Below are 21,562 nucleotides of genomic sequence, written 5' to 3' on the forward strand. Positions count from 1 at the left end.
ATAGTTGGGCGCCGAATGGCCGAATTGCGCGGCTCCGGCTAGCTCTCGCGGCGTGCCTTGGCGCGGCGTTTGCCCTCGTGCATGGCCTGGACTCGGGCGACCGGGATGGTGTGGCCTTCCTCGATCAGGTCTGCCGGGAGTTCCTGCGGTTCTGGCATGCGGTCAGCCCAGGGATCGCTGTCGCCGAGTAGGCCCGGTGCGGTGTGGATGGTGAAGTCCGCAGGGACGATTCGGTCCAGGTCATCCCAGGACACCGGGAACGACACGGGGGTGCCGGGTCGGATGCGGGGGCTGTAGGCGGCCACCACGGTCGCGCCGCCCGCTCGGGTGGAGTCCAGGAACACTTTGCCGGCGCGGTCCTCGCGGATGAACGCGGTCGTGGCCAGTTCGGGGTCCACCCGTTCGGCGCGGGCGGCCAGGGCGCGGGTGGCGGCGGCCAGGTCCTCCATCGGGATGCCGGGGACGACCGGGATGAAGATGTGCACGCCCTTCGCGCCGCTGGTCTTCACCGCGCCGGAGAGGCCGGAGTCGTCCAGAGCTTGCCGTACCAGGCGGGCGGCTTGGACGACCAGCGGGAACGACTCGCCCTCCGGGGGGTCCAGGTCGAGGATCAGGTGGGTGAAGTGGGTGTCCCGGATGAGGGCCGGGTGGTATTCGACCGCGCGCTGGTTGCCGAACCAGAGCAGGGTCTGGCGGTCGTCGCAGAGGGCGTAGGAGATCTCCCGGTGGGAGGCTTCCGCCCAGACCTGGGCGGTCTTCACCCAGGACGGGGTGTATTTGGGCAGGTTCTTCTGCATGAACGGGGGCTGGCCGGGCCGTACCCGGATCACGGACAGCGGACGGGCCCGCAGGGCGGGGATGATCCGGTCGTGTACGGCGTCCAGGTAGTCGACCAGATCCCGTTTCGTCGCGTTCGATCCGTCGAACAGCGGCTGATCGAGGTTGGTCAGCGACACCCCGTCCCGCGTCTCATCGCTGGTCACCCTGTCCACTATGCCACCGAGTGTGTGATCTTTCCGGTGTAAGTCCCGGCGACCGCGCCGGAAGGCAGGTTGACCACAATGTGCGGATTCCACCGGGCTGTGTCGTTGCCTGCGCCGAGGGTGCGCGTGAACGCGGTGACGGTGCTCCTCATCGGGGCCGCCAGCAGGGCGGTGAGCTGGCCGGGGGTGAAGACGCCGGTGCCGGTCGTCCGCGTGGCCGGGCCGGACCAGTAGGAGAGCCGGGGCTTCAGGCTCGTCTCGGCCGCCGTGCCCGCGCCGGTCTTGAAGTCGGTCGCCGTGGCCTGCGCGACCCAGGCCGCGGCGAGCGCGCCCCTGGTGTCCTCCACGAGGACCGGCCCGAGCTGGGCGGTCACGGTCTGGCCGGCCGTGCCGCCGCCCAGCTGCACGGTGCCGGGCGCGCTGACCGACAGCGTGCCGGCGCGTTTCAGCCGCCTCGGCTTCCGCGTCACCCACGGAGCGGGAAAGGCCGACCGCGAGACCGACGGCGACGGCGAAGGTGTCGGCGACGGCACGGGCGACGGGGACGCGGCGGGCGGCGGTGGCGGCGACGGCGGGGGCGGCGAAGCGGATGGGGACGGCGACGGCAGCGGCGACGGCGACAGGTACTGCGTGGGTTCTTCCGGCGCCGAGGGCCTTTCGGGTGGCAGGGGCTTCTCGGGTGGCAGGGGCTTCTCGGGCGGCGAGAGCTTTTCGGAGGGCTTTTCAGAAAGCTTCTCGGAGTGCTTTTCGGAAGGCTTTTCGGTGGGCGCTGGCGACGCCGGGATGGTCAGATCCTCGGCGGCGGCGAGTCGCATCGGCTGCGACGGGAGGAGCGCGCTCATGAACGCCCCTGCGAACAGGAGGACGGCGAGCGCCAAAGGTGGCTTCATGGAGTTCCCGCGGAGATCGAGGGTGATTGGGGCACGTGCGGGTCCCGGACGGAATCCGTCCGGGATCCGCTATTTGTTCGCGCGGAATCTGTTCGCGCGGAAGCGACGGAACACGGCGAAGCCCACCATCAGCACCACCGCGACACCCCCGGCGGCCAGCGCGCCGTTGCGTGGGGTCATGGCCACGGACGTGCCGAGGATGCCGGTCAGCTTCACCACCGGAGCCTCGCCCGCCTTGGGGAAGGTGATCGTGTCGTCGGCGCTGCGCTGCGTGCTGCCGCTGGCCAGCGAGAGGGAGGCCCGCCACGGCCCGTCCGGCAGGCGCGTGTCCAGCGGAACCACGACGCGCCCCCGCCCGCCGGGCGGGAGGGAGATGCCCTGGTCGACCTGGAACGGGCCCGCGCTCAGGCCGCCAGGACCCTCCGTCAGCCGGAGCGTGCCGGACATGTCCACCGCGCGCTGGCCGCTGTTGTGGACCACCGCCCGGAACTGTGGACGCCCGTCCACGCCGCGCATCGCGATCAGCTGTTCGATCCGGAAGTCCGTCGGCGGCTCGCCGCCCGCCCCGATGTCCAGATACATCCGGACTCCGACGCGGTTGACGATTTTGACGTTGCCGCGGCCGGCGGCGGGTTCCGCCTCCGCCCACAGCACGCCGTACCGTTCGCCCCGCCAGGCCGTGCGCGGGACCTTGATGGTGGCCTTGACGATCGCGCTGCCGTGGGCCGGCAGTTCGACCGTCGACCTGTCGAACTTGACCCACTTGGTGAGTTCGTTCCCGGCCCGGTCGGGCGCGAAGACGAAGCGGTGTTTGCGCACGTCGGCCGCGCCCGGGTAGAGCTGGAGCCGCTGCGGGTGCGCGGAGGTGCTGGTGAGCTGGACCCGGCGGCGGATCGTGCTGCCCGGCGACAGGTGGTCGACGATGTAGATCCGCGCCCGCGGATCGCCGCGCCGGGTGGCCGGCGCGTCCATCAGCCGAATGCCGATCAGGCCGGGGTCGGAGCCCTGTTCAGCCCAGGCCGGGCTGACGCACAGGGCTCCGACGGCCACCAGCAGCACAAGCAAGGGGCGGCTAAGCGACAGAATGGGTCACCGTCCCGGTGTACCCCACTAGATTGCTGAAGGTTCGCAACTCAACGCCCCCGAGGCCAGAGATGTGGACATGTCTGGACGAGCGTAAGAAGCCGCGCCTGGCCTATCTCGGGGGGCGCTCCGGCACTTAGCCGGAAAATGACTAATTGACGATGGCGTGCACGGCCCGGATCTCCGGCTCGGGGACGGGCGCCTCCTTGGCGGGGCGCTGGGTGAGGGTCAGCAGGGCGACCAGCGCGAGCCCGGCATGGAGCAGCAGCCCGAGCCGCTGGTCGGCCGCCGCCGAGGGCAGCCAGTCGAGTTCGAGCCCCGGGAACCAGGCCCGCCCTTGGATCCCCCCGGCCAGCAGCTGTACGGCCAGCGCCGCCTGGACCGCGCCGACCACCGCCACCGCCGCCCACGGCCGGACCACGACGAAGAACACCACGCCGGCGGCGACCAGATAGAGCACCACCACCAGCCGAACCGCCAGCACAGATTGCGAAATTTCGTACAACGGCGTTAGGAAGAGCAGCGGAAACGGCGCCACATACGCGACCGCCGCGACCACCGGACTGACCCGCCGATACGGCATCAGCGCGAGCGGCGCCCCCAGCGCGAGCAGCACCGGCCCGACCGTCCCGATCAGCGCGTACTGCACCATGTGCACCGAGAAGATGGCCCGCGCGTACACCCCGACGCCCCCCACCATCCCGTACGCGATGACGAGCAGCCCGGCGAACCACGCGACCGTCCGCCAGCGCGGCCACGACCCCATCCGCCGCACCCCGGCCAGATACGCGATCCCGGCCGCCACCACGACCAGCAGCAGCAACGGATCCAGCCGCATCTCGGTCACCAGCCGCCCGGCCGCGAACGGCGCCAGATCGAACCCGAGCACCGCGTGCGTGGAGTCGCCGCCCGGCGGCGGAGGCGTCCGCGACAGCGCGACCGCCAGCCCCATCCCGGCCGCCATCAGCACCAGTTCACCGCCGGCCAGCCGCAGGAACGGCGCCCGCGCCCCGGCCTCCATCGCCGCGATGGTCGAGCGCCGATGCCGCCACCCGAAGAACCCGAGCACGACCAGCGCGACCACCTTGCCCAGCACCAGCAGCCCGTACCGCGACCCGAACAGCTGGGACACCGACCCGAGCCGGACCCACGCGTTCACCGCGCCGGAGATCGCCACCGCGCCGTAGCAGCAGAGCGCGATAGTGCTGAACCTGCGCACCGCCGCGAGCGGCCGGTCGGCTCTGCGCAGGAACACCAGCAGCCCGAACAGGCCGCCCACCCACAGGGTGACGGCCGCCAGGTGCAGCATCAGGCTGGAGATGGCGAAGTCGTGGTCGTTGGCCGACGCGGAATGCCCGGCGTAGGCGGGCGGCAGCAGCGCCAGCAGCGCGAGCCCGAGCAGGAACCTCGGCTTGGCGCGCAGGAAGGTGAGCAGGGTGATCGCCAGGGTCAGGCCGTACACGGTCAGGAACGCCAGGCCCTGCGGGACGTAGAGCACGAACGTGGACAGCGCGCCCGACCTGAGCGCCTCGCCGATCGGCACCCCGACGAAGTCGGACAGGGTCAGCAGCACGGTCACGGCCGCGGTCGCCGCCCAGGCCAGCGCCCAGCGCGGCACCGCGCGGCGCATGATCGAACGCCCGTCCTGGCCGAGCAGCACCGCGGCCAGTAGCGATCCGGTGGTGGCCACCGCGCACAGGTCGTGCAGCAGCCGCACCACCGGCAGTCCCCACGAGGTCAGCGGCCCCGGCGACGGCAGCCCGCGGATGGCCGGGAGGTCCCGGTCCCCGCCGAACCAGAAGGCGATCAGCAGCACCCCGAATCCGGCGAACAGCACGCCGAATCCGACCAGTCGAGCCCTCATCGTCAGGAATGCCCGCCGTGGTCGGTGTTCTCCACCCGGCCGCCGAGTTTGGCTTCGAGCGGTTCCACCATCTCGGGCAGGCCGACCACCACCCATCGGGCGCCGATCAGGTAGGTCCCGCCGTAGGCTTCCGCCGCCGTCAGCCAGTCCTGCTGGCCGCCGTCGGTGTCGAACGAGACCATGGTCAGCGGGCTGCCGGCGCCGGCGCACGAGCCCTGCCGCATGTCCTTGCCCTTGCCCTGGATGGACAGCGTGCAGCCGACCTTGCCGGCCAGCTCCTCCAGCGTGGCGGGGCCGCCGGCGGGCGCCGCCTGGTGGTGCTGGTGCGGCCCGGCGGGTAACTGGGCGGTGGCGCTGCTGTTCCCGCTGAGGGATCCGGCGATCAAGGGCACCGAGCCCACCAGCGCCACCGTCCAGGCCAGCCGGCCGACCACCTGGCGAAGAACCGTCATGAGATCACTTCCCTGCGCGGGACAGCGTTCGGGCCCCGCGCTGGAAGGTACGGCCCGTCAGCGCCTGGCGTTCACCCGCCGTTGAAGTAGCGCGCCACCACCTGCGTGTGCAGCGGGAACGCCAGCTCCTGGGCCTGGTCGATGACCAGGAACTCGGTCGCCTCGGCGGTGGCGGCGACCGGCGGCAGCGCGGTGGAGGGCGTCCACGCGGCCAGCCCGAAGATCAGCACGGTTCCGTCGGGGGCGCTCAGCGCGTCGAACAGGCGCACCCCGGCCACGTCGGTGCGCACGCCGGTCTCCTCGCGGAGCTCCCGGACCGCCGCTTCCTGCCAGGATTCGCCCACTTCGATGAACCCGCCGGGCAGGGCCAGCTCGCCCCGGCGCGGCTCGATGTCGCGCCGCTGCACGAGCAGGCCCTCGTCCACCGGGAGCAGGATGACCGCGACCGGAAGTGGGTTGCGGTAGCTCGTGTTGCCGCAGTCGGCGCAGGCCCTCGGCCAGGGCTGGTCCGGCGCGAATGCCGTACCGCAATAGGAGCAGTGGGTGTTCACGGAGAGCAGGGTAGCGTCAAGACTTGAGGGGAAGCGGTATGGTGCGCGTCAAGATGAGCGGTCCCGCCTGATTCACCGTCTTTGCTGGTCGAGTACATGATCTGACCTAGCAAAGGACCGGGGATGGCCGACGTGATCTTCCTCGCCCTGACCGTCGCGATCTTCGTGATCCTCGGGTTCGTGGTGACAGCGGTGGAGCGGCTGTGAGCGCCGTGAACGCCGCCGGACTGGGCGGCGCCATCCTGCTGGTGATCTTCATGGTGGTCGCGCTGCTCTTCCCCGAGCGGTTCTAGATGCTCGTCCTCGCCTCGCTCGTCGTCGCGCTCGTCCTGGTCCACCGGCCGCTGGGCGACTACATGTACCGCGTCTACACCGGCCCGCCCGGCCGGGAGCGGGCGCTCTACCGCCTGCTCGGCGTGCGGCCGGACACCGAACAGCCGTGGCCGGTGTACGCCCGCGCGGTGCTCGCCTTCGCGCTCGTCTCGGTCCTGGTCGTGTACGGCCTGCAGCGTCTGCAGAACTGGCTGATCCTGTCCCTCGGTTTCGACGCCGTCCCCGCCCCCGTCGCCTGGAACACCGCGATCAGCTTCGTCACCAACACCAACTGGCAGTCCTACGCCGGCGAGAACACCATGGGCCACCTGGTCCAGATGTCCGCCCTGGCGGTGCAGAACTTCGTCTCCGCGGCGGTCGGCATGGCGGTCGCGGTGGCCCTGGTCCGCGGTTTCACCCGGCGCGGCAGCGACACCGTCGGCAACTTCTGGGCGGACCTGATCCGGGGGACCGTACGGATCCTGCTGCCCATCGCCTTCGTCGGCGCGCTGATCCTGGCGGCCGCCGGCGTGGTGCAGAACTTCACCGCACCGCACGAGGTCGCCACCATCGCCGGCGGCACCCAGCACCTGACCGGCGGCCCGATCGCCGGCCAGGAGGCCATCAAGGAACTCGGCACCAACGGCGGCGGCTTCTACAACACCAACTCGGCCCACCCGTTCGAGAACCCGGGGCCGGGGACGAACTGGTTCGAGATCTTCCTGCTACTGCTGATCCCGTTCTCGTTCCCGCGCACCTTCGGCCGGATGGTCGGCCAGCCCCGCCAGGGTCACGCGATCGTCGCGGTGATGGCCACCCTGGCCCTGCTCAGCGTCATCCTCACCAACGTCTTCGAACTCAGCGGCGACGCCACCGTCCCGCACGCGGTCGGCGCGGCCATGGAAGGCAAGGAGGTCAGGTTCGGCGTATCCGACTCGGCCACTTTTGCGGCGGCGACCACGCTCACCTCCACCGGCGCGACCAACTCCGCCCACGACTCCTTCACCCCGCTCGGCGGCATGATGACGCTGCTCAACATGATGCTCGGCGAGGTCGCCCCCGGCGGCACCGGCTCCGGCCTGTACGGCATGCTCATCCTCGCCATCCTCACCGTCTTCATCGCCGGCCTGATGGTCGGACGAACCCCCGAATACCTGGGCAAACGCATCAGCGCCCGGGAGATCAAACTGGCCTCCCTCTACTTCCTGGTCACCCCCGTCCTGGTGCTCACCGGCACCGGCCTCGCGATGGCCAACCGATCCGGCCTGGCCGCCATGCACAACACCGGCCCGCACGGCTTCTCCGAGATCCTCTACGCCTTCACCAGCGCCGCCAACAACAACGGCTCCGCCTTCGCCGGCATCACCGCCGACACCCCCTGGTACGAGGTCGCCCTCGGCCTCTGCATGGCCTTCGGCCGATTCCTGCCGATCATCTTCGTGCTCGCCCTGGCCGGTTCCCTGGCCGCCCAGAAACCCGTCCCGGCTTCGGCGGGCACCCTGCCCACCCACCGCCCGCAGTTCGTCGGCATGGTCGTCGGCATCACCGTGATCCTGGTCGCGCTCACCTTCCTGCCCGCCCTGGCACTCGGCCCACTCGCCGAAGGAATCCACTGATGAGTCCCCCCGGCGGCCTGCTAGACCCCCGCCAACTGCTCTCATCCCTCCCGGACGCGGCCAAGAAGCTCAACCCGCTGACGCTCTGGCGCAACCCGGTGATGTTCATCGTCGAGATCGGCGCGGTCGCCACCACCGTCCTGGCCATCCTGGAGCCGTCCTTCTTCGCCTGGGCGATCACCGCCTGGCTCTGGCTGACCGCGCTGTTCGCCAACCTGGCCGAGGCGGTCGCCGAGGGCCGGGGCAAGGCCCAGGCCGCCAGCCTGCGCGCCGCCAAACGCGACACCACCGCCCGCATGCACGAGTCGGAAGCCGTGATCAACGCCGCCGACCTGCGCCCGGGCGACCTGGTGGTGGTCGAGGCGGGGGAGATCATCCCCGGCGACGGCGACATCGTGGAAGGCATCGCCAGCGTGGACGAGTCGGCCATCACCGGCGAGTCCGCGCCGGTCATCCGCGAGTCCGGCGGCGACAGGTCCGCCGTCACCGGCGGCACCAAGGTGCTCTCCGACCGGATCGTGGTCCGGATCACCCAGAAGCCGGGGGAGAGCTTCATCGACCGGATGATCGCCCTGGTCGAGGGGGCCGACCGGCAGAAGACGCCGAACGAGATCGCGCTCAACATCCTGCTGGCCGCGCTGACGCTGATCTTCCTGGTGGCCACGGTCACCATGCAGCCGATGGCTATCTACGCCAAGAGGGTCAATCCCGGCGTACCCGACTCGCTGGCGCTGACCGCGGACGGGGTCAGCGGCGTGGTGCTGATCTCGCTGCTGGTCTGCCTGATCCCGACCACGATCGGCGCGCTGCTGTCGGCGATCGGCATCGCCGGCATGGACCGGCTGGTGCAGCGCAACGTGCTGGCCCTGTCCGGCCGCGCGGTCGAGGCGGCCGGCGACGTCAGCACCCTGCTGCTGGACAAGACCGGCACCATCACCCTGGGCAACCGGCAGGCCGCCGCCTTCGTCCCCGCCACCGGCGTCTCGCCGGACGAGCTGGCCGCCGCCGCCCAGCTGGCCAGCCTCGCCGACGACACCCCGGAGGGCCGATCGATCGTGGTGTTCGCGAAGGAGGGCTTCGGCCTGCGCGAACGTAAGATCACCGGGGCGCACTGGGCGCCGTTCACCGCGCAGACCCGGATGTCGGGCGTGGACGTTCCCGACCGGCAGATCCGGAAAGGCGCGGCGTCGGCCGTGATGAGCTGGGTGCGCCAGCACGGCGGGCATCCCGGTGAGCAGATCAAGGAACTGGTGGACGGGATCTCCGCGTCCGGCGGCACGCCCCTGGTCGTCGGCGAACGCGTCGGCGGGACCTCCCGCGTGCTCGGTGTCATCCATCTGAAGGACGTCGTCAAGCAGGGCATGCGGGAACGATTCGCTGAGATGCGCCGGATGGGCATCAGGACCATCATGATCACCGGTGACAATCCGCTGACCGCCAAGGCCATCGCCGACGAGGCCGGGGTGGACGACTTCCTGGCCGAGGCCACGCCGGAGGACAAGCTCAAGCTGATCAAGAAGGAGCAGGAGGGCGGGCGGCTGGTCGCGATGACCGGCGACGGCACCAATGACGCGCCCGCGCTGGCTCAGGCCGACGTGGGGGTGGCGATGAACACCGGCACGTCGGCCGCGAAGGAGGCCGGCAACATGGTCGACCTGGACTCCAACCCGACCAAGCTGATCGAGATCGTCGAGATCGGGAAGCAGTTGCTGATCACCAGGGGTGCGCTGACCACGTTCTCGATCGCCAACGACATCGCCAAGTATTTCGCGATCATTCCGGCCATCTTCGCGGCGGTCTATCCGGGGCTGGACGCGCTCAACGTCATGCGCCTGGCCAGCCCGCAGTCCGCGATCCTGGCCGCGGTGATCTTCAACGCGATCATCATCGTGTTGCTGATCCCGCTCGCTCTGCGCGGCGTGCGCTACCGCCCGTCCAGCGCCGCCGACCTGCTCGCCCGCAACCTCTACCGGTACGGCCTGGGCGGGGTTGTCGCCCCGTTCGTCGGCATCAAGATCATCGACCTCTTTGTGCAGCACCTTCCGGGGATCTCGTGATGAAACGCCTGCCACGCTGGGTTCGTACGCATCTGGCCGCCGTCCGGGCGGTCGCGGTGCTGACCCTGATCACCGGGGTGCTCTATCCGCTGGTCGTGATGGGCGTCGCCCAGGTCCTGTTCCCCCGGCAGGCGAACGGATCTCTCGTCGAGAAGAACGGCAGGACCGTGGGGAGCGCGCTCGTAGGTCAGCTGTTCACCGGCCCGGACGGCAAGCCGATCCCGGGGTACTTCCAGAGCCGCCCATCGGCGGACGCCTACGACATGCTGTCCACGACGGCCAGTAACCTGGGACCTGAGGACGTAGTGGACACCCTTCCCGCACCAGGAAAAACCGGCACAAAAAGCCTGCTCACCCAGGTCTGCGCCAGGAGCCGTTCCGCAGGGGAGCTGGAGGGTGTCTCAGGCGCGCGGCCCTACTGCACGAGCGAGGGGGTGGGTGCGGTGCTCAAGGTCTTCCCCAACCGGGTGGTGAGCGTCAACCAACCCTGCCCCACCACCCCCTTTATCCCGAAATATCAGGGCATGGTGGTGGAGTGCGCCCGGCCGGGCGAGGACTACGCGGCCGGCCGCACGGTCCCCGTCCGCGGCGACATCCGCAACCCCGCCGTCCCCCCGGACGCGGTCACCGCCAGCGGCTCCAGCCTAGATCCCGATATATCCGTCGAATACGCCCGCCTCCAGGCCCCCCGGATCGCCCGCGAACGCGGCCTCCCCCTCGACCGCGTCCACGCCCTCATCCAGGACCACACCACCGGCCGCACCTTCGGCTTCATCGGCGAGCCCGCCGTCCAAGTCCTCCCCCTCAACCTGGCCCTCGACCAGGCCAGATGAGCACCATGATCCGTGGCCGCCTGCGCGTCTACCTCGGCTCCGCACCCGGAGTCGGCAAGACCTACGCGATGCTCGACGAGGGCCGCCGCGGCGTCGAACGCGGCCGCGACGTGGTGGTCGGCCTGGTCGAAACCCACGACCGCCCGCGCACGGCCGCGCTGCTCGACGGACTGGAGATCATCCCGCGCCGCGACATGATCCACCGCGGCGCGGCCTTCACCGAACTCGACGTGGACGCGGTCATCCGCCGCGCCCCCAAGATCGCCCTGATCGACGAACTGGCCCACACCAACGTCCCAGGCTCCCGCAACGTGAAGCGCTGGCAGGACATCGAGGAACTCCTCGAAGCCGGCATCGACGTCATCTCCACGGTCAACATCCAGCACCTGGAGTCCATCAACGACGTCGTCCAGGCCATCACCGGCGTACCGCAGCGGGAGACTGTACCCGACGAGGTCGTCCGCCGCGCCGACCAGGTCGAACTCGTCGACATGGCCCCCGAGGCGCTGCGCCGCCGGATGGCCCACGGCAACGTGTACGCCCCCGAGAAGGTCGACGCCGCCCTGTCGAACTATTTCAGGGTCGGCAATCTGACCGCGTTGCGGGAACTCGCCCTGCTCTGGGTCGCCGGAAAAGTCGACGAACAACTCGACCGCTACCGCGCAGAACACGGCATCGCCGGAACCTGGGAAGCCCGCGAACGCGTCGTCGTCGCCCTCACCGGCGGCCCGGAAGGAGAGGTGCTCATCCGCAGGGCGGCCAGGATCGCCGACCGTTCCAAGGGCGCCGACCTGCTCGCCGTGCACGTCACCCGGGCCGACGGCCTGGCCGACGCCGACCTGGCCACCCTGGTCCGGCAGCGCACCCTGGTGGAGAGCGTCGGCGGCACCTATCACCAGGTCGTCGGCGACGATGTGCCCGGCGCGCTGCTCGACTTCGCCGGTGGCGTGAACGCGACCCAGCTGGTGCTCGGCGCGTCCCGGCGGGGCCGGTTCGCCCAGCTGTTCTCGCGCGGCGTCGGCATGGAGACCACCTCGCGGTCCGGCACCATCGACGTGCACATGGTCACCCATCCGCACGCCAGGCAGGGCAGGTCGGGCGCGCGGCAGCGGGCGGCGCTGACCCGGGCGCGCCGGATCGGCGGCTGGGTGCTGGCCCTGCTCGGCCTGCCCCTGCTCAGCGCCGTGCTGTTCCCGTTCCGGGAGACGCTGGCGCTGCCGAGCGAGATCCTGCTGTTCCTGCTGCTGGTGGTGGCGGTCGCGCTGGTCGGCGGGATGTGGCCGGCGGTGACGGCCGCGGTCCTCGGCTTCCTGCTGCTCAACTACTTCTTCACGCCGCCGACCAACCGGCTCACCATCGCCGATCCGGAGAACCTGCTCGCCCTGTCCGTGTACGTGCTGGTGGCGATCATGGTCAGCATGGTGGTGGACGTCGCGGCTCGCCGTACCAGAGAGGCGGCCCGAGCCAGCGCCGACGCCGAGGCCCTGTCGGCGCTGGCCGGTTACGTGCTGCGCGGTGAGGCGGCACTGCCCTCGCTGCTCGGACGGCTCCGCGAGATGTTCGGCCTGACCTCGGTGACCCTGCTGGAACGCGGGGCGGCGATCGCCCCCGACGACCAGGGCGACCCGGCCGCCTGGCGGATCGTGGCGACCTCGGGCGGTGAGCCGGCCACCTGCCCGGCGCTGGCCGAGACCGATGTGACGATCGACGAGGACCTGGTGCTGGCCGCGCGGGGCCGGCTGCTGGACGCCGCCGACCGGCGCATCCTGGAGGCGTTCGCGGCCGAGGCCGCCGTCGCGCTCCGGCAGCAGCGGCTGACCGAGCAGGCCGAACGGGCCAAGCCGCTGGCCGAGGCCGACCGGATGCGTACCGCGCTGCTGGCCGCCGTCAGCCACGACCTGCGCACGCCGCTGGCCTCCGCGAAGGCGGCCGTGGAGAGCCTGGGCAACACCGGGATCGACTGGTCGCCGCAGGACCGCGCGGAACTGCTGGCCACCGCGGACGAGTCGCTCGCCAAGCTGGACCGGCTGATCGCCAACCTGCTCGACATGAGCCGCTTGCAGGCCGGGGTGCTGGGCGTGGTGCTGCAACGGGTGGCTTTGGAGGACGCGGTGCCGCGTGCCGTCGACGATCTGGGGCCGCTGCGCGAGCGGGTGGAGGCGGACGTCTCGTTCGACCTGCCGGAGATCATGGCCGACCCCGGCCTGATCGAACGGGTGCTGGTCAACCTGATCACCAACGCGGTCCGGTTCAGCCCGCCGGACGCCAAGGTCCTGGTCACGGCCAGCTCACACGGCGAACAGGTGGAGATCCGCGTCATCGACCGGGGGCCCGGCCTGCCGCCCGACGCGCACGAGCGGGTCTTCCTGCCGTTCCAGCGGATCGGCGACCGCGACAACCACAGCGGGGTCGGCCTCGGCCTGGCCCTGTCCCGCGGCCTGACCCAGGCCATGGGCGGCGAACTGACCCCCGACGAGACTCCGGGCGGAGGGCTCACGATGATCCTGACCATGCCGATGGCGACCCCGTGACCCGCATCCTGGTCGTCGACGACGAACCCCAGATCCTCCGCGCGCTCCGGATCAACCTGGTCGCCCGCCACTACGAGGTCGCCCTGGCCGCCGACGGCGCCGCCGCCCTGCGCGAGGCCGCCCAGTGGCACCCCGACCTGGTCCTGCTCGACCTCGGCCTGCCCGACCTGGACGGCGTGGACGTGATCCACGGCCTGCGCGGCTGGACCGAGGTCCCGATCGTGGTGCTGTCCGGCCGGGCCGGCAACCAGGACAAGATCGAGGCCCTGGACGCCGGCGCCGACGACTACGTCACCAAGCCGTTCAACATCGAGGAACTCCTGGCCCGGGTCCGCGCGGTCACCCGCAGAACCCGCGTCCAGCAGGCAGACCTCGCCTCGGTCCAGCTCGGCGACCACACCGTCGACCTGACCGCCAAGACCGTCTCCGGCGGGGTACGGCTCACGCCCACCGAATGGCACATCCTCGAAATCCTGCTCCGCAACCCCGGCCGTCTGGTCAGCCAGCGCCAGCTGCTCACCGAGGTCTGGGGCGAGAAGTACCTGAAGGAGACCCACTACCTGCGGCAGTACATGGTGCAGCTGCGCCGCAAGCTCGAACGCGACCCCGCCCACCCGGTGCACCTGATCACCGAACTCGGCATGGGCTACCGCTACCTGCCCTGAGGGGGCGTGCCGGTTCGCGGCACGCCCCCGGAGGTCAGCTTCCGAACGCCCTGACCTCCAGCAATCCGACGGAACTGGTCCCGTTTCCGGTGAGCACCACCCGCAACCGGGTCGTGCTGGTCGCCGTGAACGTCACGTTGTTGAACGCGTTCTTGGTGAGCGGGTATCCGCTCGCCCCGGGCACGTCCACATACGCGGTGCCGTTCCACGACTGCAACTTCCACGACGCCGGCATGTCGATGCCCTGCTCGTCGTCGAAGAAGTACACCTCGGCCCGGTTCAGCGACTGCGCCGAGGACCAGGTCAGGTCCACCCACTGCTCCCCGGTCTGCGGCCAGCAGCCCCAGCGCGGGTTCACCGTGTCGTTGGAGGACGGCGGCTGGATGCCATCGTTGACCGCGGCCACGCTCTCCCAGGCCGAAGTGAACGACGCCGACGGCACGGCGGACAGGGCCAGGTTGCCCGTCGGCGGCTGCACCACCCCGCCCCGGTTGAAGATCTTCACCTCGGTCAGGCCGCTGCGCGACCCGGACGCGTTGGTGGTCACGATCCGGACCCGCTGCGCGCTGATCGCCGGGAACTGCACCAGGTTGTAGTTGGCCCGGGGCGCGGCCGGGGTCTTGGTCTGGCTCGGCACGTTCGTCCAGGTGCTGCCGTTGAGGTACTGGATGTTGTACGACGCGGGCGCCCGGTAGGTGGCGTTCGCCGGGCGGCTGTCCTTGAAGTGCACCCGCAGCTCGTTGAACGTCCGCGCGGCCCCGAAGTTCACCTCGTACCAGTCGGTCGCGGCCGTGTTGCCGCCCCAGAACGGTTCGTTGGTCGGGAACCCGTCGATCGCCCCGGCCACGTTGCTGCCGGACGCGGTCGAGGACGCCGTGGCGGTCGCCCCTGCGGCCAGGTTGGTGAGGTTGGCGGTCAGGTCCACGCCCGCCTTGGCCAGCATGTCCACCATCCGGGCGCTGGACTGGGTGACCTGGGTGGGCGTCTGCAGGCTCGGGAAGGCCGCGTTGAAGCCGACCGTGCCGGTGGTGGTGACGGCGCCGGTGGCGGCGTCCCAGGTGAAGGGCACCAGCGAGTTGACGGTCGCCACCCGGGTGCCGTTGAGGAAGATCGAGTAGCCCTGCGGCACGCCCGGGTAGCGGGTGATCCCGTCCGCCGGGTCGTCCCAGACGATGGTCAGGTCGGCGTTGCGGTAGCGCAGGTTGTCGACCATGAAGTGGGTCCAGCCGATGTTGATCGGCGAGAGCTCCACCTTGGCGTCACTGCGCGGGCGCAGCCCGGCCACGTCCTCGATCACGGTCCAGTTCGAGCTGCCCAGGATGTTGTGGTGGATCCAGGACCGGTAGTTGATGGACGAGCCGTTCCAGTCGGCCCAGAACTCGTTGGCGTCCGGCCACTGGGTGTTGCCGCCGACGTACTGCGCCCAGGCGTTCCAGTAGAGCAGCTTCTTGTAGTCGGTCGCGTTCATCCACGCGTTCGGGTAGTTGCGCAGCACCGAGGAGTAGAGCCGGAACTGCACGGTCGAGTTGATGGTGGAGAAGTTGTTGGAGCCCGGGTTCCCCGCCGCCGCGGCGGCCGCCTTGTCGACCTGGTTGGCGGTGTAGTACGGGAAGATCGGGTATTCGGCCGGGCTGTCGTAGAGCCGCAGGGCCTGCCGGTAGGTCGCCGTGTTCGGGATCGCGCCGACCGCGAACGGGTAGTAGTTGTTGATCTCCTTCCACGGCACCCACTCGTTGGTGGACTTGAGCCGGTGCTCGAACAGCTGCCGGTTCGGGTTCCACAGCACGTTGACGATGGCGTTCTGGATCTGGGTGGCCAGCGTCCGCATCTCGGTGCCCTTGGCGGTGTTCCCGATCGCCTCGTACGCCTGCGCCGCCGCCAGCGCCCCGCTGTACTGGTACGCCGACTCGGCCCGGTCCATGTTCCCCGGCTTCCAGTGGAACGACACCGCGTCCGCGTCGTTGCCGGTCAGGGCGCCCCAGTCGTACTCGATCAGCTTGTTGTTGTCGTGGTCGTAGAAGGACAGCTGGCCCTTGACGTCCTGCTCGGCGTAGCGGGCCAGGTTGCCGGCGATGCCCGGCTGGCCGCCGTGGATCTGGTAGCTCTTCCAGGCCGCCTCGGCGATGTACTGGGTGTAGCTGTTGGACCAGTTCTCCGGATCACCCGGATTGTCGAGGAACCGGCCGTTCTTGGAGATCTGCCCGACGCTCAGCCAGTCGCCGTACGCGTAGATGGGATTGCGCAGGTACTTGAGGTCGTCGATGTGCATCGGCTGGGTGAGCGCGATCGCGTTGTTGTAGCCGAGCACGCCCTCGGTGGACGTCGGGAACTGGAACGTCTGCCCGGGAATGTCGGCGTCCAGGTTGTTGAAGCGCATCAGCCACCAGCGGTAGTAGATGTTCTTCTTGATGGCCGGTTCCGGCACGTCGATGTAGGGCACGTTCTGCGCCCACCACAGGTTGTAGGCCCGGACGTGCGTCGTGAACGCGGTCGCGTTGCTGTAACCGGCGTAGGCGTTGTACTCGGTCAGCGACTCGGGGATCTCGTTGGTGACGAACCCCATCACCACCTTCGCGGTCACCGTCGCCCCGGCGGCCACCGTCACCGACCGGTTGAGCCCGCCGCTGGTCACGGTGAACCCGTCCCCGGTCAGCCTCGGGAACAGCGTCGTCAGGTTGTTGTACGCGTTGACCTGGCCGGTCAGCGTGTTCCCGGTGCCGCTCGTCGCGTACGGCGAGGTCGCCCGCAGCTGCAACGTGGTCGACGCCGACCCGTTGTTGGTGATCGACAGGTTGGCCACGGCCACGTTGTTGTCGGTGATGAACTTGGTCTGGTTGACCGTGACGGACCCGCTGGTGTGCACGCTCCGCCAGTAGCTCGGCGCCTGCCAGCGGGAGGCCACCTGCTCGGTGAAGGCGCCCGGCGTGATCGCGACCGTGAACGCGCTGTTGTTGCTGATGCTCTCCCAGTACGCGACCTGCCCGGCGAACCCGAGCGTGCCCGGAGTGTGGGTCTTCATGAAGACCGCCCGGCCGCGGGTCATCAGCCAGGTCCCGGCCGGGTCGTTGCCCGGCCGGGCCAGCAGCCGGTCCATCCAGAAGTCGGTCCCGCCGCTCTCGGCGTTGTAGATGGCCTGCATCGAGTTGGCGGGCGCGGCCGGGATGGCCGGGCCGCTGAAGGTGGGGAAGCCGATGGTCTGCGCGGCCGACGCGGGAGGCCCCGCGACGATCAGGCCCGCGACCAGGAGTAAGGCGGCGCTGATCCGCTTCATGAGTGTGCCGTCCATTCGAGCACGCCGGTCGAGAAACCGGTCCTGGAGGTGATGTTGAGTCGCAGGCGGGTCGTGCTGACGGGGGTGAACGTGGTCGAGTTCGCGGTGTTGGCGGCCACGCCGCAGGCCGACTGGCCCGGCACGTTCACGTACGCGGTGCCGTTCCAGTACTGCACCTGGCAGGAGGCGGGCAGGTCGATGCCCTGGTTGTCGTCGAACCAGTACGTGGTGACCCGGCGGACGCTCTGCGCGGTTGGCCACCGGTACTCGATCCATTCGGTGCCCTGGTGGTTCCAGTTGCCGTACGCGCCGTGGCTGTGGTCGGCCGAGCTGGTCGGGGTGAACCCGTCGTTGATCGCGCCGAGGGTCTCCCACGGGGAGACGTAGGAGGTCGAGGCGGTCGCGCTGAGCGCGAGGTTGCTGCCTCCGGTGCCGCCGCCGGTGGTCTGCACGACCTTCTGCATCGTGCCGTCGGCGTTCCAGAACAGCTTGTCGATGGTGACCGAGCGGCGGAAATTGCCGCCGCCGGGGGCCGCGGCGTTGTGGTAGACCATGTACCACTGGCCCTTGAACTCGATGATCGCCGGGTGGTTGGTGGTCGAGCTGACCTGGTCGAGGACCACGCCGCGGTGCGTCCACGGGCCGAGCGGGTTGCCGGCGGTGGCGTACCGGATGCACGCGTAGCCCGGCGCCGAGCAGGCCGAGTCGTTGGCGGCGTAGGCCAGGTAGTAGGTGCCGTTGCGCTTGAACATCCAGGGCGCCTCCCAGAAGTTCGAGACGCCGGTGGGGGTGACCACCGAGCCCACGGTCTGGGTCATGTTGGCGTTGAGGCGCACCGCGCGCAGGCCGTAGTAGGAGCCCCAGTACATGTAGACCTGGCCATCGTCGTCGCTGAACACGGTCGGGTCGATGTTCAGTGGCGAGGAGTTCGGGGTGCTGTCGCTGATCAGCGGGCCGCCCCTGGCGTCGGTGAAGGGGCCGGTGGGGGAGTCGCCGACGGCGACGCCGATGTCCATCCAGCCGGCGCCGTTGCCGTTGACCGGGACGTACCAGTAGTACCGGCCGTTGGCGCCGCGCTCGACCTCGCCGGCCCAGGCGTCGAGCCCGGCCCACGGGAAGTTGGCCAGCGACAGCCGGGCGCCCTGGTCGGTGAAGGTGGTGGCGTCGGTCGAGCTGAACACGTGCCAGTCACGCATGACGAAGTTTCCGCCGCCGGCGGGGGCCTCGTCGTGGCCGGTGTACAGGTAGAGGGTGTCTCCGACGACCAGGGCCGACGGATCGGCCGTGTAGATCGCGGTGGTGATGGGGGCGGCCGCTATCGCCGGGCTCCCGCTGGTGAGGATGAGGACAACGGTCGCCGCTAAGGCCCATCGTCTTTTCATGGGGGGGACTCCTCAGGATGTTAGCGTTAACATTCTTGCGGAGGGACATGAAGGAGTGGGAGTAAAGGTTTTCGGAAACATAAACTTTACTTGGGAGACTGTCAAGAGAGACGGCTACGTAAAGGTTTTAGGCCCGTACCGTCGACTCGCGAATGACCAGGCGGCACGGCATTAGGTGCACACCGGAAGTGGCTTTTCCGTCTATGGCCGCAAACAGGTGCTGCGCGGCCGTCCGCCCCAGCCGTTCCAGGTTCGTGTCGATCGTCGTCAACGGGGGCCTGGTCTCGGCGGCCAGCACCTCCCAGTTGTCGTAGCCGACCACCGCGATGTCGTCAGGAATCCGCTTCCCGCGATCCCTGGCCGCCTCGATGAACCCCGCCGCGATCTGGTCGCTGCCGCACATCACCGCGTCCACGTCCAGCTTCAGCACGATCTCGGCCGCCTGCCGTCCCCACCGCTGCGACCACACCCCGAACATCGGCTCCCCGCCGACCAGCTCCAGCCCGGCCTCGGCCAGCGCCGCCCGCGTCCCCTCGGCCCTGTCCTGCGCCGCCCGGTAGTGCGTCGGCCCTGTGACGTGCGCGATCCGCCGCCGACCCATCGTGACCAGGTGTTGTACGGCGGTTCGCGCCCCCGCCACGTCGTCAGGCACGAACGACACGTCGTCCGGATCCTCGGAGGGCCCGTAGGCGTACACCACCGGCACGGGCAGGTTCCGGCTGATCGACGGTCGCGGGTCGGTGCTCTCGCCCACCACGATCAGCCCGTCGACCCGGCGCGCTAACAGTGTCCGTAAATGGTGCTGTTCGCGGATCGAATCCCCGCGCGCGTCGCACAGCATCACCGCCATCTCGCCGGCTCCGAACGCGTCCTCCGCGCCGAGCAGCACCGGGATGCCGAACCGGCCCACGCTGTCGCTGGTGAGCAGCCCCACCGTCTTGGTCTGCCCTGAGATCAGGCTTCTGGCCAGCGCGTTCGGCTGGAACGAGAGCTCCTCGGCGGCCTGTAATACTCGCCGCCTGGTCTCATCCTTGACCTGCCCGCGCCCGTTGAGCGCCTTCGACGCCGTCGCGATGGACACCCCGGCGAGCGTGGCCACGTCGGTGAGCGTGGCCGCTCGGGGCCGCTGGGAAACCATCAGCGAAAGCCTTTTCTGTTGGTCCGGAATTGTTATGGGAACGGTTTTTTCGGACGATTCCGCAGAACATATCCTTGACTGTCCGCAGAGGCAAGCGAAGGATGTTTTCCGCATTGCGATGAGGTTTCCGAAAGCCTTTTTACCGTGCATTACCGGATAAATGCGAAATATCAGCTCTCGCGGGCCGGTTCCGCGATCAGGTTGTGGATCCAGGAAAGATGCCCCTGGATGTCGGCCCGCCGCCGATCCGCGTGGTGCCGACGCTCCTCCAACTCGCGAACATGCTCCTGATGGCTCTCGGTGAGGATCTCCGCCGCCTGGCGCAGCCGTTCGCGCAGCTCACGATCGAGCTCCCGGGCGTGCGCCTCGGCCTCGGCGACGATCGCCTCGGCCTGCTGCTGGGCCATCGAGATCACCTGGGTCGCGCCCTGCCAGCCGGGCGCGAACGCGGTGCTGCACAGGCCGCAGCGCGCCTTCAACTGGTTGAACTCCCGGTGCAGGATGCTCAGGCTGGTCTCCACCCGGCTCAGGAACACGTCGACCTCGGTCAGGTCGTAGCCCTCGCGGAGCCGGCCGGTCGAGAAGACCTGGTTGCGGACGTCTTCAGCGGTCAGCACGCGGTCGTGCCCTTCGCTCATGGTTGATCACCTTTCGAGGAGCGCTACGACAGTTCCGCCAGCAGGCCGGCCCGCTGCCGCTCGTCCAGATCGCCGACCAGGTTCCGGTCGCCGACGCCGACGGAGTGCAGCAGATCGGCCAGGAAGTCCTGGTCGTAGCCCGGATGCGCGTTCAGCAGCCAGGCCACCCTGGTCCGCCTGGTCAGCCGGTCGGTCCTGGCGAACACCTGCGCCAGGCTCAGCGCGCCCGACGCGAAGGCGACCCGCAGGTGCCGGCGGTTCCGCAGCGGGAGCGGGGCGTCGGACGGGACGGGGCTCGGCGAGGCGCGCGGCCGGACCAGGACCCGCCCCAGCACCGCCTGTTTCTCCGCGCCAGGCGGCTGCCCGGGGATCCACTGCAACGCGCTGATCCCCAGCGCCACCGTGGCGGCGATGCCGGCCGCGGTCAGCACATGCGCGCGGGGCACCCGTCTGGCCTCGTGCCGGAGCGCCGCCAGCTTCACGCCCAGCACGGCCGTACGCAACAGGATGCCGGTGGCGACCGCGAGCAGGATGGGCACGATCCGGCTGGGCATCGGGCTGAACGTGCCGATCACCATGCCGACCACCGGGCTGACGCAGGCCACCACCAGCAGCGGGGCCAGCCGCTGCCCCGCCATGTCCAGCAGCGCCACGATGGCCAGGCCCTCGCTGGCCGAGTGCACGATCAGCACCACCACGACCACGGTCGAGGCGCTCAGCGCCAGGGTGGCCCCCTCGATCGCGCGGTGCACGGTGAGGGCCGCCGCCGTGCCGACCCCGCCGAACAGGGCGGCGCTGGCCATCTCCGTGACCCGCCGGTGCAGGCCAGGCGCGTGCCGCCGGGTGAGCCCGTTGCTCACCTGCGCGTGCTCGTTCCGGGTGAAATAGGTCACCACCATGAACCCCAGCCCGATGGCCACCCCCATCACCCACAGCGGCACGCCCTTTTCGACCGCCTCCCGCCAGGCGTCGGGCAGCACGTCCACCAGAGCCGTGATCAGCATCAGCGCCGAGGCGATCGCCAGCCAGATGGTGACCCGCCGGGCATGCCGCCTGGCCAGCCACGCGCCGACGAGGGTGGACAACGAGACCAGGGCGACGGCCACCCACGCCGCTGCCCCCGGCGATCCCCCCTCCATTCCACTCCCCCCAACCTTTACCTGTTCCACCTGCAATGATTACGCAGAGTAGATATCCAGCCACGCGGGTTTCACACCCACGCCGCGCGCCTTGACTGAGACGTGATCGGGCCGTTTTGAGAGCGGAGCCCTGGCCGTGCCAGACTCGATTTGCCGA

At 69.8% G+C, this 21,562-nt stretch carries 17 protein-coding genes; 6 read left to right on the forward strand and 11 right to left on the reverse strand.

The window, feature by feature from the left end; all coding sequences use genetic code 11:
- Positions 1 to 38: 38 nt before the first annotated feature.
- The 6 genes from Acor_RS16370 to Acor_RS16395 all read right to left on the reverse strand — a co-directional run bounded on the left by Acor_RS16370 (position 39) and on the right by Acor_RS16395 (position 5,823).
- Complete coding sequence (locus tag Acor_RS16370) at positions 39 to 983, reverse strand: DNA polymerase domain-containing protein (RefSeq protein WP_155337518.1); 945 nt, start codon at positions 981 to 983, stop codon at positions 39 to 41.
- 8 nt (positions 984 to 991) lie between these two features.
- Complete coding sequence (locus Acor_RS16375) at positions 992 to 1,453, reverse strand: hypothetical protein (protein WP_155337519.1); 462 nt, start codon at positions 1,451 to 1,453, stop codon at positions 992 to 994.
- Between the two features lie 489 nt (positions 1,454 to 1,942).
- Positions 1,943 to 2,932: a hypothetical protein gene (locus tag Acor_RS16380; protein WP_422664813.1), complete on the reverse strand. Its 990-nt coding sequence runs from the start codon at positions 2,930 to 2,932 to the stop codon at positions 1,943 to 1,945.
- A 175-nt stretch (positions 2,933 to 3,107) separates the two neighbouring features.
- Entirely contained in the window at positions 3,108 to 4,820 is a 1,713-nt protein-coding gene (locus Acor_RS16385; protein WP_155337521.1) for a cytochrome c oxidase assembly protein, read from the reverse strand.
- Positions 4,821 to 4,822: 2 nt separating this feature from the next.
- On the reverse strand, positions 4,823 to 5,272 hold the full coding sequence (locus tag Acor_RS16390) for a hypothetical protein (RefSeq protein ID WP_155337522.1): 450 nt from the start codon (positions 5,270 to 5,272) through the stop codon (positions 4,823 to 4,825).
- A gap of 71 nt (positions 5,273 to 5,343) precedes the next feature.
- Positions 5,344 to 5,823 carry an NUDIX domain-containing protein gene (locus Acor_RS16395; protein WP_246238684.1) on the reverse strand — a complete coding sequence of 160 codons (480 nt, stop codon included), beginning with the start codon at positions 5,821 to 5,823 and terminating at the stop codon, positions 5,344 to 5,346.
- Between the two features lie 203 nt (positions 5,824 to 6,026).
- Between Acor_RS16395 and Acor_RS16400 the strand changes: the two genes are divergently transcribed.
- The 6 genes from Acor_RS16400 to Acor_RS16425 are packed head-to-tail and all read left to right on the forward strand — an operon-like array spanning position 6,027 to position 13,837.
- Complete coding sequence (locus tag Acor_RS16400) at positions 6,027 to 6,116, forward strand: K(+)-transporting ATPase subunit F (protein WP_155337524.1); 90 nt, start codon at positions 6,027 to 6,029, stop codon at positions 6,114 to 6,116.
- On the forward strand, positions 6,117 to 7,751 hold the full coding sequence (gene kdpA, locus Acor_RS16405) for a potassium-transporting ATPase subunit KdpA (protein WP_155337525.1): 1,635 nt from the start codon (positions 6,117 to 6,119) through the stop codon (positions 7,749 to 7,751).
- On the forward strand, positions 7,751 to 9,808 hold the full coding sequence (kdpB, locus tag Acor_RS16410) for a potassium-transporting ATPase subunit KdpB (protein ID WP_155337526.1): 2,058 nt from the start codon (positions 7,751 to 7,753) through the stop codon (positions 9,806 to 9,808). The genes kdpA and kdpB overlap by 1 nt, the downstream gene beginning before the upstream one ends.
- On the forward strand, positions 9,808 to 10,641 hold the full coding sequence (locus Acor_RS16415; RefSeq protein WP_155337527.1) for a potassium-transporting ATPase subunit C: 834 nt from the start codon (positions 9,808 to 9,810) through the stop codon (positions 10,639 to 10,641). The genes kdpB and Acor_RS16415 overlap by 1 nt, the downstream gene beginning before the upstream one ends.
- Before the next feature lie 5 nt (positions 10,642 to 10,646).
- Positions 10,647 to 13,172, forward strand: coding sequence for a DUF4118 domain-containing protein (locus Acor_RS16420; protein WP_155337615.1), 2,526 nt, complete (start codon positions 10,647 to 10,649; stop codon positions 13,170 to 13,172).
- Positions 13,169 to 13,837, forward strand: coding sequence for a response regulator (locus tag Acor_RS16425; protein WP_155337528.1), 669 nt, complete (start codon positions 13,169 to 13,171; stop codon positions 13,835 to 13,837). The genes Acor_RS16420 and Acor_RS16425 overlap by 4 nt, the downstream gene beginning before the upstream one ends.
- 34 nt (positions 13,838 to 13,871) lie before the next feature.
- Here the strand turns inward: Acor_RS16425 and Acor_RS16430 are convergent, their stop codons facing one another.
- The 5 genes from Acor_RS16430 to Acor_RS16450 all read right to left on the reverse strand — a co-directional run bounded on the left by Acor_RS16430 (position 13,872) and on the right by Acor_RS16450 (position 21,405).
- Entirely contained in the window at positions 13,872 to 17,108 is a 3,237-nt protein-coding gene (locus tag Acor_RS16430) for a discoidin domain-containing protein (protein WP_155337529.1), read from the reverse strand.
- Entirely contained in the window at positions 17,105 to 18,490 is a 1,386-nt protein-coding gene (locus Acor_RS16435) for a glycoside hydrolase family 43 protein (RefSeq protein WP_155337530.1), read from the reverse strand. Before Acor_RS16435 ends, Acor_RS16430 begins: the two co-directional genes overlap by 4 nt.
- A gap of 127 nt (positions 18,491 to 18,617) precedes the next feature.
- The gene (locus tag Acor_RS16440; protein WP_155337531.1) at positions 18,618 to 19,628 is read right to left on the reverse strand and encodes a LacI family DNA-binding transcriptional regulator; all 1,011 of its coding nucleotides are present in this window, start codon (positions 19,626 to 19,628) and stop codon (positions 18,618 to 18,620) included.
- A gap of 170 nt (positions 19,629 to 19,798) precedes the next feature.
- Positions 19,799 to 20,266 (reverse strand): DivIVA domain-containing protein, encoded by a 468-nt coding sequence (locus Acor_RS16445; RefSeq protein WP_155337532.1) that lies wholly within the window; start codon positions 20,264 to 20,266, stop codon positions 19,799 to 19,801.
- A gap of 23 nt (positions 20,267 to 20,289) precedes the next feature.
- Positions 20,290 to 21,405, reverse strand: a complete 1,116-nt coding sequence (locus Acor_RS16450) for a ZIP family metal transporter (RefSeq protein WP_155337533.1) — start codon at positions 21,403 to 21,405, stop codon at positions 20,290 to 20,292.
- Positions 21,406 to 21,562 lie beyond the last annotated feature (157 nt).

The organism is Acrocarpospora corrugata (assembly GCF_009687845.1).
In the GTDB taxonomy this organism is placed as follows: domain Bacteria; phylum Actinomycetota; class Actinomycetes; order Streptosporangiales; family Streptosporangiaceae; genus Acrocarpospora; species Acrocarpospora corrugata.

Excerpts from the sequence above, each read along its gene's own strand:
- Acor_RS16385 (WP_155337521.1), bottom strand. The coding sequence starts at position 4,820 with ATGAGGGCTCGACTGGTCGGATTCGGCGTGCTGTTCGCCGGATTCGGG.
- Acor_RS16440 (WP_155337531.1), bottom strand. The coding sequence starts at position 19,628 with ATGGTTTCCCAGCGGCCCCGAGCGGCCACGCTCACCGACGTGGCCACG.
- Acor_RS16445 (WP_155337532.1), bottom strand. The coding sequence starts at position 20,266 with ATGAGCGAAGGGCACGACCGCGTGCTGACCGCTGAAGACGTCCGCAAC.
- Acor_RS16420 (WP_155337615.1), top strand. The coding sequence starts at position 10,647 with ATGATCCGTGGCCGCCTGCGCGTCTACCTCGGCTCCGCACCCGGAGTC.
- Acor_RS16435 (WP_155337530.1), bottom strand. The coding sequence starts at position 18,490 with ATGAAAAGACGATGGGCCTTAGCGGCGACCGTTGTCCTCATCCTCACC.
- Acor_RS16450 (WP_155337533.1), bottom strand. The coding sequence starts at position 21,405 with ATGGAGGGGGGATCGCCGGGGGCAGCGGCGTGGGTGGCCGTCGCCCTG.
- Acor_RS16390 (WP_155337522.1), bottom strand. The coding sequence starts at position 5,272 with ATGACGGTTCTTCGCCAGGTGGTCGGCCGGCTGGCCTGGACGGTGGCG.
- Acor_RS16430 (WP_155337529.1), bottom strand. The coding sequence starts at position 17,108 with ATGAAGCGGATCAGCGCCGCCTTACTCCTGGTCGCGGGCCTGATCGTC.
- kdpA (WP_155337525.1), top strand. The coding sequence starts at position 6,117 with ATGCTCGTCCTCGCCTCGCTCGTCGTCGCGCTCGTCCTGGTCCACCGG.
- Acor_RS16415 (WP_155337527.1), top strand. The coding sequence starts at position 9,808 with ATGAAACGCCTGCCACGCTGGGTTCGTACGCATCTGGCCGCCGTCCGG.
- kdpB (WP_155337526.1), top strand. The coding sequence starts at position 7,751 with ATGAGTCCCCCCGGCGGCCTGCTAGACCCCCGCCAACTGCTCTCATCC.